13 protein-coding genes are annotated in these 13,425 nt (G+C 63.2%); 2 read left to right on the top strand and 11 right to left on the bottom strand.

The genetic code is table 11. The features are described from left to right. Positions 1 to 3: 3 nt before the first annotated feature. From AC6I99_RS04420 to AC6I99_RS04410, 3 genes are all read right to left on the bottom strand, one after another. Complete coding sequence (locus tag AC6I99_RS04420) at positions 4 to 1,233, bottom strand: amidohydrolase (RefSeq protein ID WP_497960493.1); 1,230 nt, start codon at positions 1,231 to 1,233, stop codon at positions 4 to 6. Between the two features lie 49 nt (positions 1,234 to 1,282). After that, positions 1,283 to 2,014, bottom strand: a complete 732-nt coding sequence (locus AC6I99_RS04415; RefSeq protein WP_497946412.1) for a hypothetical protein — start codon at positions 2,012 to 2,014, stop codon at positions 1,283 to 1,285. A gap of 74 nt (positions 2,015 to 2,088) precedes the next feature. Then, positions 2,089 to 2,865 carry a DUF5058 family protein gene (locus AC6I99_RS04410; RefSeq protein WP_224094431.1) on the bottom strand — a complete coding sequence of 259 codons (777 nt, stop codon included), beginning with the start codon at positions 2,863 to 2,865 and terminating at the stop codon, positions 2,089 to 2,091. A gap of 272 nt (positions 2,866 to 3,137) precedes the next feature. Between AC6I99_RS04410 and AC6I99_RS04405 the strand changes: the two genes are divergently transcribed. Continuing rightward, positions 3,138 to 4,604 carry an amidase gene (locus tag AC6I99_RS04405; RefSeq protein ID WP_497960492.1) on the top strand — a complete coding sequence of 489 codons (1,467 nt, stop codon included), beginning with the start codon at positions 3,138 to 3,140 and terminating at the stop codon, positions 4,602 to 4,604. On the opposite strand, the gene AC6I99_RS04400 is transcribed toward AC6I99_RS04405, so the two are convergent. Continuing rightward, positions 4,585 to 5,541: an AsnC family transcriptional regulator gene (locus tag AC6I99_RS04400; RefSeq protein ID WP_497961924.1), complete on the bottom strand. Its 957-nt coding sequence runs from the start codon at positions 5,539 to 5,541 to the stop codon at positions 4,585 to 4,587. The two genes, AC6I99_RS04405 and AC6I99_RS04400, sit on opposite strands and share 20 nt — an antisense overlap. Before the next feature lie 236 nt (positions 5,542 to 5,777). Here AC6I99_RS04400 and AC6I99_RS04395 point away from each other — a divergent pair, with 236 nt between their 5' ends. Continuing rightward, entirely contained in the window at positions 5,778 to 6,908 is a 1,131-nt protein-coding gene (locus AC6I99_RS04395) for an IS1249 family transposase (protein ID WP_497960491.1), read from the top strand. Positions 6,909 to 6,995: 87 nt separating this feature from the next. On the opposite strand, the gene AC6I99_RS04390 is transcribed toward AC6I99_RS04395, so the two are convergent. The 7 genes from AC6I99_RS04390 to AC6I99_RS04360 all read right to left on the bottom strand — a co-directional run bounded on the left by AC6I99_RS04390 (position 6,996) and on the right by AC6I99_RS04360 (position 13,396). Then, the gene (locus AC6I99_RS04390) at positions 6,996 to 7,835 is read right to left on the bottom strand and encodes an aldo/keto reductase (protein WP_224094425.1); all 840 of its coding nucleotides are present in this window, start codon (positions 7,833 to 7,835) and stop codon (positions 6,996 to 6,998) included. Between the two features lie 120 nt (positions 7,836 to 7,955). Then, the gene (locus tag AC6I99_RS04385) at positions 7,956 to 8,408 is read right to left on the bottom strand and encodes a hypothetical protein (protein WP_497961923.1); all 453 of its coding nucleotides are present in this window, start codon (positions 8,406 to 8,408) and stop codon (positions 7,956 to 7,958) included. 8 nt (positions 8,409 to 8,416) lie between these two features. Next, positions 8,417 to 9,058: a bacterial proteasome activator family protein gene (locus tag AC6I99_RS04380; RefSeq protein WP_497960489.1), complete on the bottom strand. Its 642-nt coding sequence runs from the start codon at positions 9,056 to 9,058 to the stop codon at positions 8,417 to 8,419. A 79-nt stretch (positions 9,059 to 9,137) separates the two neighbouring features. Next, entirely contained in the window at positions 9,138 to 9,329 is a 192-nt protein-coding gene (locus AC6I99_RS04375; protein WP_497960487.1) for a YbdD/YjiX family protein, read from the bottom strand. Continuing rightward, positions 9,329 to 11,653, bottom strand: a complete 2,325-nt coding sequence (locus AC6I99_RS04370; RefSeq protein ID WP_497960486.1) for a carbon starvation CstA family protein — start codon at positions 11,651 to 11,653, stop codon at positions 9,329 to 9,331. The genes AC6I99_RS04375 and AC6I99_RS04370 overlap by 1 nt, the downstream gene beginning before the upstream one ends. Positions 11,654 to 11,806: 153 nt before the next feature. Next, positions 11,807 to 12,349 (bottom strand): PadR family transcriptional regulator, encoded by a 543-nt coding sequence (locus tag AC6I99_RS04365; RefSeq protein ID WP_224094415.1) that lies wholly within the window; start codon positions 12,347 to 12,349, stop codon positions 11,807 to 11,809. Between the two features lie 63 nt (positions 12,350 to 12,412). After that, positions 12,413 to 13,396: an NAD(P)H-quinone oxidoreductase gene (locus AC6I99_RS04360; protein WP_224094414.1), complete on the bottom strand. Its 984-nt coding sequence runs from the start codon at positions 13,394 to 13,396 to the stop codon at positions 12,413 to 12,415. Positions 13,397 to 13,425: the final 29 nt, after the last annotated feature.

Raw genomic sequence — 13,425 nt, 5'->3', positions numbered from 1 at the left:
TTCTCAGTTGCCCAGCCGGGACATCAGCACGGCGACGGCGGCCGAGACGCCTCCGGCCAAGGAGCCTTCCAGCTCGGGGGCGAAGAACGGCGAGTGGTTGACGGGGATGGGACCGGGGCCCTCGTGCCCGGCTGCAGGAATTCCGCCGAACATCCAGAACACGGACGGCACTCCGATCGCCGTTCCCAGGTGCCCGAAGTCTTCGCTGCCCATCATCGGAGGGGTGATTTCCACCGACTCAGTCCCCAGCTGAGCGCGCAGTGCCTCGATCACGGCAGGAACGGCGTCGGGATCGTTGAAGCATTGCGGGAAGCGGTACATCTCCTCGATCTCAGGCTTCGGCGCGCCGGATGCGGCAGCCTCGGCCTCGATGATGCGACGGACAGCGGACAAGACTTGTCCGCGGACATCCTCGTCGAACGTCCGGATGTTCAAAGTGAACTCCGCCGACGCCGGGATGATGTTCTCCTTGAGCCCGGCGTGAAAGGTACCGACCGTTACGACGGCGGACTTCCGCGGGTCCAGCTCGCGGGACACAATCCCCTGGAGCCGGGTGACCATGTGCGCGGCCATAACGATTGGATCGATGGCATCCTGCGGCTGGGAGCCATGCGACTGCTGGCCGTGAACCGTGACGCGGAGCGAATCGGCCATGGCCGCCACGGGACCGCTTGAAATGGCGACCGTTCGCACAGGGCGCGGCATGACATGCTGCCCGAAGACCACTTCCGGCCGGGGAGCCTTGTCCCACAGCCCGTCGTCGAGCATCGCAAGTGCGCCTGCCGCGGTCTCCTCCCCCGGTTGGAAAATCAAGACCAGGGTCCCGGACCAGGCATCCCGGTTCCCTGCCAGCACCTCGGCGGCACCGAGCAGGCTGGCCACGTGCGTGTCGTGGCCACAGCCGTGCATTACCGGAACCGACGTGCCGTCCGGCAGCGTTCCGGTGTCCTTGCTGGCGTAATCCAGCCCGGTGGCTTCCTCGATGGGCAGGCCATCGGAGTCCGCACGGAAGGCAACCACAGGACCGTCGCCGTTCCTGAGGATTCCCGCCACCCCTGTGCCACCGCAACGGAAATGCTCAATGCCCAGTGCGTCCAACTGCTCCTCGATCAGTGCGGCGGTGGCGAACTCCTGCATGGACAGTTCCGGATGCGCGTGAAGGCGCCGGTACAACGAGTGGAGCTTGGTTGTCTGTTCGCTGTCGAGCTGAAGTGCGGTAGCTGTTTGGGTCATGGTCCTGTCTTCCTTGTTTGTCAGTCGGGAGTTGTTTCGGGCGTGGCCGCTACTCGATGTGGATCGGCTTGGCCTCCATGACCTGCTTTCCGCGGAAGAACCACGCCAGCAGGATGGTTCCCAGCACGGCGATGGCGGTGGACACCATGGCCAGCGACGGCGCCAAGGGGAGCACCACGAAGACGACGACCGCCGAGACCAGGAGCGCGAAGACCGTGGTGCGGGGCTGCTTCATGGACACGATGGCCTGCACCAGGACTGCACCAAGAACCGTGGGCAGAACATACAGGCGGGTCACGAGAAGTACAGACGGCGGAATGACGCTGATCAGCCAGCTGCCCAACAGCCCGACGAAGATCGCGAGGGAGATCAGGTGGACTGCGGCAGCACCGCAGATAGCGACGACGGCGGCAAGCTCCGCACGCTTACTGCCCGGCTTGGCGCCGATGTTGGTTTGGGCGATCAAGGCCGCCGGCAGGAGCTTGTTGGAGATGTTGCCGATCATGAAGGCCTGGTACATGGCGGCTGGCCCGAGGATTGGGAAGTACGTGAGCGGCTCAACGATCCAGATGATGCCGAACGTTGCGGCGACGGCTGCGAAAGCGATCCAGAGTTGGGCAGGGCCGATGTCGAGGCCGCTGGCAAAGACCAGATACAGCGGCCCGGCGATGGAGATCAGCAATCCGCCGATCATGGTGATCTGTCCCCAGCGGGACGTGGTGCGGTTGAAGTCCGCCATGGCGGTATTCGTGGTAGCGGGAGCGGAAGTAATGGAAGACATGAGGGGTGTTCCTTTCGTGCTCAGTGGTCTGGGCTGCAGGGCGGGAGTCGGGGTCAGGTGCTGGCGCCGTGCGCTCAGGCACCGACTGCCGGACCGACGGCGAGGTAGGCAGCGCCCAAGCCGATGACGATTGAGAATCCCAGTCCCCATTCGCGCAGCCAGCTCTTGCCGAGCTTCTTGGCCAGCAGCAGGCAAATACCCATGACCGCCGCCGAGACAACGAAGGACAGGACGTGGATCCCGGATTTCGGCAGCTCGGTGAGTCCCAGGCAGGAGAACGCGCCGATCAAGGCGGCTGCAGGGACGATCGCCATGGCCGCCGGATTCACGGAACGGATCTTGGCGTCGCCCTTGCGGAGCAGCGGGGTCAGGATCAGGGTGGCAAGCATCCACATGGCGCCGCCGATGCTCATGGCGAAGAACGCGACCGCGAAGACGCTCTGCGTGTAACTGGCGTCGCCGAGTTTTGCTCCCATTGAACCGGCGGCGATGCCGGCTGCGGATACGTCGTAGGCGGCCGATCCGATCAGGCCAATCCTGGACAGGACAGCCGGCGCGCCAAAGAGCCCCAACAGGGCAATGGCCACGAGTGAAACGGCGAGTGAGGGTCCGATGGCCGAAACGGCTCCGGAGCGGAACGACGTCTTGATGTCCTGTGCGCTCATGTTCACGGAGGGAGCTGCGCGGCGGGCTGCCTTCATGAAAATGAGGGACTGGATGATGATGACGCCGAAGACGCCGGCAACGCAGATCCACAGGACGGGGTTGTTCGCGGTGGACAGGATGTCGGTTGAGCCGTTCGCGGCGAACGGTTGGAGTGCGAGGGATTGAAGTGCCAGGGGTTGATACATGGGGAACCTCCGGTTGGTGCCCGGCGCCAGTCCGCGGTCGACGTCCTTGTCCGGTAGGTACTGCGCTAAGGGCAAATCCTTGCCCAACGACCAGATCGGCCAGTGGGTTAGCAACACCTTCCGCTATGAGCCGGATCACACACAATAGCTGACGGAATCAGCCATTTGATTGGCCGAAACAGTCAAACGAGGCCTCCTTGAAAGCTCCGACTTCCGCACCCTGATGTGACGGGGCACACTTTCAGGCAGAGAACACCCAGCAAAGGAGCACCATGACTGACACCATTGGCGAGCTGTCCGCCGTCGAACTCGCCGCCGCCATCCGGGACAAGAAGGTCTCGGCACGCGAAGCCCTGGCAGCCCATCTGGAGCGGATCGCCCAGGTGAACCCCGTCATCAACGCCGTGGTCACACTCGACCCGGAGGGAGCGGAGAACCTGGCACATCAGGCCGACCAGCTCACCGCCTCCGGTGCCGAACTCCCGCCCCTCCACGGCCTCCCCATGACGCATAAGGACACCAACAACACCGCCGGGATGCGCACCACCCAGGGGTCCCTCGCCTTGCGCGACTTCATTCCCGACGCCGACGACCTGATCGTGGCGCGCTTGAAGGCGGCCGGGGTGGTCAGCACCGGAAAATCCAATGTCCCCGAGTTCGGAGCGGGCTCCCACACCTTCAACGAGCTCTTCGGCACCACCACCAACCCCTACGCGCCCACCCTGAGCGCGGGCGGCAGCAGCGGCGGAGTAGCCGCCGTCGTCGCGTCCCGCGTCCAGAGCATCGGCGACGGCAGCGACATGGGCGGTTCGCTTCGCATCCCGGCTTCCTTCTGCAATGTGGTTGGCTTCAGGCCGTCGACGGCGGTAATCCCCATGCCCTCCGACGTCAACGCCTACGCCTGGCTGGGACGGACCGGGCCGATGGCCCGAAGCGTGGAAGACATTGCACTGTTCATGTCCGTGACCGCCGGCAAGGACCCCCGCGTTCCCCATCCGGCAGGCCTTGATCCGCAGGTATTCCGGTCCGGGCTGGAGACCGACATGCGCGGAGTGCGCATTGGTTGGTCACGGGACTTCGGGATTGGCGTACCCGTGGAGCCGGAAATTCTTGATCACCTTGAGCAGCAGCTGGCAGTTTTCGAGAAGCTCGGAGCGATCGTGGAAGAGGCCACACCGGATTTCAGCGAGGCCGACCTGGTATTCGGCAACACGCGGGCCATGGACTTTGCCGCCGGGCTTGGCCCGATCCTGGAACGCGCCGGGGATGTCATCAAGCCGGAAGTCCATTGGAATGTGAACAAGGGCCTGGCTTTAACTGCCCGCGATCTCATCGAAACCGCAGCAGCCCGGTCCCGGCTTGAAAAGAGCGTGCAGGAGTTCTTCGGGCGCTACGATCTCTTCGCCACCCCCTGCGCCCAGGTCCTGCCTTTTGATGCGACGCTCCGCTACCCCGCAGAGGTCGCCGGCGCGGCCTCCGAAACCTACCTGGACTGGATGCGCTCCGCCTGCCTGTTATCCGCCACAGGCTTGCCCGTCCTCAGCGTGCCCGCCGGGTTCAGCTCCGCCGGCCTGCCCATTGGCCTCCAGCTCGCCAGTAACCACTACACGGATATGCAGCTGCTCCGGTGGGGCCGCGCCTTCGAGCAGCAGACGGGGTACGCCGCCGTCGCTCCTGTCCTTGAGGCCGGGTCGAATGCTTCAACGGGCACTGCAACCCTTACGACGACGGCCGCATGAGCCGTCCGCCGCGCTTACGGGCATCAAGCAGGATGGAGACGTCGACGCCTGAAGCATACTGCGCCCAATCCGAGCCCGTGATGAAGCGGTAGAGGGAGGACATGTCCCCCACGGTCACGTCCGCAACGAGTTGGTAGTCGCCTGCGATCGCGGCTGCGTAGCGAACCACGGGAAGCTCCGCCAGGCCTTTGCCGAGCTGCTCAACGTGTTGCGGCGAAGCCCGGATCCAAAGCAACGCCTCTACTGCCAACCCAAAGGACGCGGGTTCAACCACCGCCCGGAGTTGGACCTGGTTGTTGGCCAGAAGCCACTCGCTGCGGCGCCTGGCAGTAGCCTCGGAGACGCCGACCCGCCGCCCGAGTGCCTCGAAACTCATCCGCCCATCCGCACACAACGCGTCCACCAGTTCAGTGTCCTGGCGGTTCAGTTCCTGCAGGGGCTCCAGGATGCCTGAGTCGGACGTCAAACCCGAGCGAAGCGCTTCCGCCCTGTCCGTGGTCAGGATCTCGGGCCGCCAGCCCCGGATCGTCCGGAAGTAGCGCAATACGGGGTAGCTGGTGGAGTCGCGCAGGCCGATGGTTGAGGGCAACTCATCGGAGAGGACATCGCCCATGCGGTTTGGTTCGGTGAGGATTTCGGCAACGCAATCGCCGGTGCCCGTGGTGGTGTAAACGAACGTGGTGTCGGTGCGCTGCGCGAGTGCTTGGGCTGCCGCCCGCACTGTTCCCGGGGTGCAGCGCATCTCCACGAGGACTGCAGTCGGCCTGGGGCGCACCCCCACCACGGCGACGGCCCCGGATTCCAAGAGCTGCGATGCCCGGCGGGCCACCGTCCGCTCAGCTTCACCGAGCACAGCCGCCATCTTGCGCCAAGGACAGCGCGGATCCAGTTGGAGGGCAGCGACAATCTGCCGTTCCAATGCGTCAAACACCACCATGCGAACTCCGTCCCTTGCGTCGCTCAATTTCACCATGGACTCAAGGTTCACCACGGACTTCGGGGCGCTTCGCCCCGGTGGCGAGTACCGGCGTCGGGCGTTAACGGCGAGTGCGGGTTATAGGACAAAACGTGTGTATGGGAGGGGCTTGCATTCCAGTGATCGCGGGGGAAATCCGGGTTAGCTAAGCTTTTGAAGCTTAGGGTGGCTGGGGTGCTTGCATATCTCCGGAGTGTTTGATTTGTGGTCGCGGGCTGGTTCGGAACGGGAAAACAGCTGCCGGGAAGCAGCGGTACCGGTGCCTGGAGTGCGGGGCGAGCCGCTCGGGTGAACGTCCCGATGTGAGCCGCCGGGCTGAATTGGATGCGTTCCTGGGCTGGCTGTTGGGCACGTCGAATCAGTCCGCGGCAACCTCGTTCGGCACCGCCCGTTCCTTCCGGCGCCGTACAGGGTGGTGCTGGAACATCGCCCCGAAGATTCCGGCCACGGGCGAGGTCCATGACCAGGTCCAGGTCGACGGGATTTATGTGGGCTCGTGGTGCTGTTTGATCGCTGTGGCCGGGGATTACGTGCTGGGTTGGCAGTGGTGCGATACCGAGAAGAAGGCCGCGTGGGCTGCCCTGCTCGCACGGTTCCCCGCCCCTACCGTCGTGGTCACCGATGGTGGCTCCGGCATCGCAGCGGCCCTGTCCGAGTGCTGGAGTGAGACCGCGGTTCAGCGGTGCCTGGTCCACGTCCAACGCAACGTCCGCACCTACCTGACCGGCCGGCCCAGGACTGAGGCGGGCAAGGCGTTGCTGCGGCTCGGGCGCGCCCTGACGAGGATCTCCACCGCGGCCGAAGCCGCCGCGTGGCTGGGTGGGCTCCATGACTGGCACCAGAGCTACGGGAACCTGGTCAAAGCCCGCACCTATCGCAACGGCAGCGCCGTTGTGCCCGGGTGGGTCAGGGCGAATCAAACCTGGTGGTACACCCACGACAGGCTCCGTAAGGCCTACCGGCTGTTGGAACGGCTCAGCCAGGCCGGGACACTTTTCACCTACCTGCGCGCCGAGTTCGCCGGCCTCCAGATCGCCTCGACCACCAACCGCATTGAAGGCGGCACCAACGCCCAACTCCGGTTACTGCTGCGGGCCCACCGGGGCATGAGCGAAGAGCACCGCAAACGGGCGATCGAGTGGTACCTCTACCTCCACAGCGAACAGCCCCTGCCACCGGCGAAACTCATCAAAGCCCAGCACCACCACCCGGCCAAGACCGAAACCAGGACCCCGATCGAGCAGGAACCCGGGCCCGAGCTCTACAGCACCGGACTCAGCGCCGAGGAAGGCCTCTGGGACCGCAAAGGGTGGGCCGGACGCACATGACACACCCGGGATTTACACACGTTTTGTCCTATAACCCGCGAGTGCCCCACCCCAGGTCGGGGCGGGGCACGTGCTTAGGCTTCGGCTTTAGGCGAAGTCGGAGACTGCCGGGTCGGGGCCGATGCGGCCTTCGGCACCGCGGTCCAAGCCATTGATGGCCTCGACGTCGGCGTCGTCCAGCTTCACGCCCAAGGCGGCGAAGTTCTCCTGGATACGGGATTCCGTAACGGACTTGGGGATCACGACGTTGCCGATGGCCAAGTGCCAGGCGATGACTACCTGGGCCGGGGTGGCGCCATGCTTGGCTGCGATTTCGGCCACCGTGGCATTCTCAAGCAACTCGCCGCCCTGTCCCAGCGGTGACCAAGCCTGCGTCAGGATGCCCTTGGAGGCGTTGAAGGCGCGTAGTTCGGCCTGGTTGAAGAACGGGTGCAGTTCCACCTGGTTGATGGCCGGGACAACTCCGGTTTCATCGATGATGCGCTGCAGTCCCTCAACGGTGAAGTTGGAAACACCGATGGACTTGACCCGGCCGCGCTTCTTGAGTTCGATCAGGGCCTTCCAGGTGTCCACGAACTTGTCCTGCTTGGGCTGCTGCCAGTGGATGAGGTAGAGATCCAGTGTCTCGATGCCCAGGCGGTCCATGGATTCTTCGAACGCGGCAAGCGTGGACTCGTAGCCTTGATCGGCGTTCCAGAGCTTGGTGGTGATGAAGATTTCTTCGGCGGAAAGGCCAGAGGAAGCAATGGCGCGGCCCACTCCAGACTCATTCCCGTAAATCTTTGCGGTGTCGATGTGGCGGAAGCCCGCTTCGAACGCCTGGCGCACAACTTTTTCGGCTACGTCGTCTTCAACTTGCCACACCCCGTAGCCGAGCTGGGGAATGGTGTTGCCGTCGTTGAAAGTAAGTGTTGGTGACGAAGTCATGTTTGTCATCCTGCCAGCAATGGGTTGCCTGAGGCACCAAATATTACAGAGATCAGCTATCCGCTTAACTGCTTGCAATCTGTAAATATAGGCGTGCGCCAGTATTTGCACACGCTTGCTTTATTGAACCTCTGGAGCCCGCAGTTGGCGTTCAGCGTCGGCAACCTGCTCGAAGACTGACTCCGCCCGGCGCCTGACAGACAATGCACCCACAGGGACGGGGCCAACGGCCAGCCGAAGCATGGCCGCTGCCTCGGCCGTGGTGGCCAAGGAATTCCCAGCCTTGGAAAGAGCGCGGTGAACACCGGCTAGAGAACCAGGAACGTCCAAGCCATCGCTCGGGGCCCTCTTTTGGGCTTCCACGCAGATGGTTCTCACAAGAGGAGACAACTCGGCCAGCTCATTCGCGATCTCCACGAGCTCGTTGTAAAGCTGGTCGTCGTCGACACCCTCAAGGACCTGATGGTACCGGTCCAATCCGCGGTGAAAGCGATCGTGGGCGCGGCGCCAGAGCCCCTTACCCAGCTCAAGATCGTCCTTCCGCCCTTGCCGGACGGCCCCAAAGAAACCCACGGTCAAGCTCAGAGGTACTGGCCCGGGCCGTGGTCCGGATCTTCGGGTCGGCCCTGGGCCGCTGCACCAGGCGCACCCGGTGCAGCGGCGCGCTGCGGTTGACCGTTTTCGCCGATGACAATGCCGGGCGCAATGACAGTCCCTGGCGGAAGCTGACGGAGTTGCATCTGTGCCTTTGCGGCCTGCTGAGCCGCGACCGCAGCCTGAATGCCGTGGAAGAGGCCCTCCAACCAGCCCACAAGCTGGGCTTGGGCGATGCGAAGCTCTGCATCCGATGGCGCCTTCTCATCGGGGAAGGGAAGACTGATGCGTTCCAACTCTTCGATGAGCTCCGGCGCTAATCCGTCCTCGAGTTCCTTGATGGAGCGCTCGTGAATCTCTGCGAGCCGGCCGCGGGCAGCGTCGTCCAGCGGTGCGCTCTTCACCTCTTCAAGGAGTTGGCGGATCATGGTACCGATCCTCATTACCTTGGCCGGCTCGTCAACAAGTTCCTGGAGGTTCGCGCCCCGGGGCTTGGAATCCTTGACGGGTACCGCATTGCCCGAATGCTCTTCTGTGGGCGTGGTGGTGCCCTCGTCCAAGGTGGTTCCTTCCACAGGGGTGTCGTCCGAAGCCTCATCCGTGGGCTGAATGTTGTTCAGATCGCTCATCCGTTCATACTCTCATGCGGTTCACGGGAACCTGGGTCCAGGACCGGATTTTGGACTTCGTTCGTAGCGAAACTACACGTCAACAGCAGCGGCCCTGTGGATTGCTGTCCTGCCGGTCCATCCGGTCCCGCCAGAACTCACGTTCTGTCATGGCGGGACCGGAGTGGCCCGTGGACATGAAGTGGTCCAGGTATTTGCGGTAAGCGTCGGCACCCATGAGCGAACTCATGTAGGCGGCAAAGCCCCGGAATCCCCTGACGACGGCGTGCATTAGTGATGCCCCGCCTTTTGTGTCCGTTGCCCGGCCGGCAAGGCGTTCCATTCGGCGAGCAACTCCTTCTCTGCGGAGGTCGGGAACAGCCCGGCCGGGGCGAAGACCTTGGAGGCCACTGCCGGATCCTCGTGGTCCTTACCGCCACCGGCACGGAACGCTTTGGCCGTTGCCACCATAGCGGTGATGATCACGATGATGCTCAGCGTCACGAAGATCACGGACAGCACGCCCTGGATCATGGTGTTACGCACTACCGCCTCCATGGCTTCCACCGTTTTGGCGGTGCCGAACGACGTCTTGCCATCTGCCAGGGCCTTCGCGAACGCCTGGTTGTTGGCGAAGTAGCCCACTGCGGGAACCGGCGAGAAGATCTTGTGGAAGCTGGCCGTGACGGTCACGACGGCGGCAAAAGCCAGGGGCACAGCCACGATCCACAGGTAACGGAAAGCCCCTCGCTTGGCCGCAATGGCCATGCACACTGCCAGGGCAATCGCAGCCAGAAGCTGGTTCGCGATGCCAAACAACGGGAAGAACGTATTGATGCCGCCCAGCGGATCCGTAACGCCCAGCAAAAGTACCGCACCCCAGGCTCCCACCATGACGGCGGTGCACAGCCAAGCGCCAGGGCGCCATGCGGGATCCTTGAACTTAGGCACGAGGTTACCGATGGAGTCCTGCAGCATAAAGCGGGCAACCCGGGTGCCGGCGTCCACTGCCGTAAGGATGAAGAGGGCTTCGAACATGATGGCGAAGTGGTACCAGAAGGCCATCATTGCCGGCCCGCCAATGAACTGCTGCATGATGTGGGCCAGGCCGACCGCCAAGGTGGGCGCTCCACCCGAACGCGAGATGATGCTCTCTTCTCCCACGTCCTTGGCAGTCTGGGCCAAAAGGTCAGGAGTGATGTTGACGTTGGCCAGTCCAAGACTGTTCACCCACTGCGCAGCTGATTCCACGGTGCCACCCGTAAGTGCCAGTGGCGCGTTCATGGCGAAGTAGATGCCGCGATCGATCGAGATGGCAGCCACCAGCGCCATGATGGCCACGAACGATTCCATCAACATGCCGCCGTAACCGATGAAGCGGGTCTGGCGTTCCTTCTCGATCAATTTGGGCGTGGTTCCCGAGGAGATGAGCGCATGGAAACCGGACAACGCACCACAGGCGATGGTGACGAAGAGGAACGGGAAGAGCGCCCCCGAGAAGACCGGGCCGTTCTCACGTCCCGCGAACTCGCTAAAGGCCGGGACGTCGATTTCCGGGCGGACCACGATGATGGCGACGGCGAGCATCACGATCACGCCGATCTTCATGAACGTAGACAAGTAGTCACGCGGTGCAAGGAGCAGCCACACGGGCAGGATGGCCGCGATGAAACCGTAGATGATGAGGCCCCAGGCGATAGTGACCTTGTCCAGGTGGAAGAAGGCAGAGCCCCACTCGGTGCCGGCCACGGCACCGCCACCAATGATCGCTGCCATCAGCAGAACGAAGCCGATGATGGAGACTTCCATGACCTTGCCCGGACGAAGATAACGCAGGTAGACGCCCATGAACAGCGCGATGGGAATCGTCATGCCCACCGAGAACACGCCCCACGGGCTCTCACCCAGGGCGTTGACCACCACCAGGGCAAGAATGGCCACGATGATGATCATGATGAGCAGCGTTGCCATGAGCGCGGCCGTACCACCAATGACACCGAGTTCCTCTCGGGCCATCTGACCCAGGGAACGGCCACCGCGGCGCATCGAAAAGAACATGACCAGGTAGTCCTGCACCGCGCCGCCAAGAACGACGCCGATGATGATCCAGATAGTGCCGGGCAGATAGCCCATCTGGGCCGCAATGATCGGGCCCACCAATGGTCCCGCGCCGGCGATGGCGGCGAAGTGGTGTCCAAACAGGACGTTACGGTCAGTGCGGACATAATCCTTGCCGTCGGCCTTGTATTCGGCCGGCGTGGCGCGCCGATCGTTGGGCTTAAGGAGGTATCGCTCAATGACCTTGGAGTAGAAGCGGTAGCCGATCAGGTAGGTACACACGGCTGCGAAAACAAACCAGATGGCGTTGACGGTCTCGCCGCGGACCAAGGCCAGCATGAACCAGGCCACGGCCCCCAGCAGGGAAATCGCCACCCAGATTCCGATCCTTGCCGGAGTCCACCTGCGGTCCTCGGCATCCAGGACGGATTCATCCACGGCCGTTGCAGGCAGCGCAGGATCGACGCCCTTCACTTCTCCTGTTCGGTCGAGTTCTTTGCGGTCAAGTTCTGTGCGATCAAGTTCTGTTTGGCCAGGTTCTGTATGGTCAGGGGTCATGCCCGTGTCTCCTCCTTGAGAACTGCTGCGGTTGTGGCCGCGGGTGCGCTGAACAGTCAGGGCACGCTAACAAAGTGGACATGCAGAAGTGGGGCGTGACACAGGAACCCCGATGGTCTTGCGGTAAGCGGTAGTACCTCTGCGGCGGGCGTACTAACTCAGCCCTCTGTTGCCCTGCGACTGGACCATGCGTGCCTCGCAAAGATCCAGCCACCGCACTTCCGCCTCGGCTTGAAAGATCAGGGAATCGAGCACCAAAAGCCATGCAGTATCAGAGGACCGCTGGTTGGCCGAGACAGCCTTCCGTGTTTGCGTATGTTCGTGCAGCGCGCGAACCGAAACCTCCCGCTGGGACTGGATCACGGCCGAGGCATCCACCCCGGGCAGCGTCACGGCCAGGGCTAGCTTGATGGCAATCTCATTCCGCGGCGGGTTGTCGCGGTCCACGGCTCCCTCAAACCAGGCCGCAACTTCGGCAACCCCGGCGTCAGTGATGCTGTAAACGACGTGACCACCGCCGTCGTCGCCGTCTTTGCTGACAAGGCCATCGCGCTCAAGCCGGTCCAGCGTGGTGTACACCTGACCGATGTTCAGCGGCCAGGCAGCACCCGTACGGTCCTCGAATTCCACACGCAGCTCGTAGCCATACCGGGGCTGGTCCTGAAGCAGGGCAAGCAGGCTGTGCCGGATGGACATGAGGCTCCTTGCTACTGGGGAATTGGTGGGGGACGTCCTGCATAAACGGGGCTGCCGTGATTGTTAGAGGAGCAGGAGGACCTTACCTACGTGCTCTCCGGAATCAAAGTATTCATGTGCCTCGCGGACATGGTCCAGCGGAAATGATTTGGCCACCAGGGGCTTGATGCGGCCGTCGGCGAGCATGGGCCACACGGACTCCCGCACGGCGGACATAATGATGCCCTTTTCGGCCACCGGGCGTGGCCGGAGGGCAGTGCCGATGACGGCAGCACGCTTGCTGAGCAGCTGTCCCAGGTTGATTTCGGCTTTGGTCCCGCCCTGCAGGCCAATGACGATCAGCCGGCCATAGTCGGCGAGCGCTTCGATGTTCTGTTGCAGGTACTTGGCGCCCACGACGTCGAGGATCACGTCTGCGCCTTTGCCTCCATTTTGTGCCTTGAGGCTCTCAGGGAAGTCTTCTTCGTTGTAGTTGATGGCGATATCGGCACCGAGGAAGGCCTTTGCTGTGCCAACTTTTTCATCAGAGCCGGCGGTGGTGGCAACCTTGGCCCCATAGGCTTTGGCGAGCTGAATGGCCATGGTTCCAATGCCGCCGGTAGCGCCGTGGATGAGCACGGTCTCCCCAGGTTGGAGCTGGGCCGTCATGATGAGGTTCGAGTAGACGGTTGCCGCCACCTCGGGCAGTGCCGCAGCGGTGACCAGGTCTACGCCATCGGGTAGTCGCAGTACTTGCTCTGCGGGCACGGCGACCTGCTGGGCATATCCCCCGCCGGACAACAGGGCCACTACTTTGTCCCCCACCGAGAAGGCTTTGGTGACACCTGGCCCGAAGGCGGCAATGCGGCCGGAGACCTCCAGCCCGGGAATCTCTGAAGCCCCTGGGGGCGGTGGGTAGAAGCCGCGGCGCTGCTGGACGTCGGCACGGTTGAGGCCGGCAGCCACGACGTCGATCAGTACCTCGCCCTCGCCCGGCACCGGAGCCGGTACGTCGCGGACTTCGAGGACTTCGGGTCCGCCTGGTTCAGAAATATAGACGGCTTTCATGACGAACTCCCGGTTTCTTGCTTGTACAT

It is taken from the genome of Arthrobacter sp. TmtSoilC77, assembly GCF_059739415.1.
The sequence above is the reverse complement of the archived record's forward strand: the minus strand, read 5'-3'. Positions and strand labels throughout refer to the sequence as shown.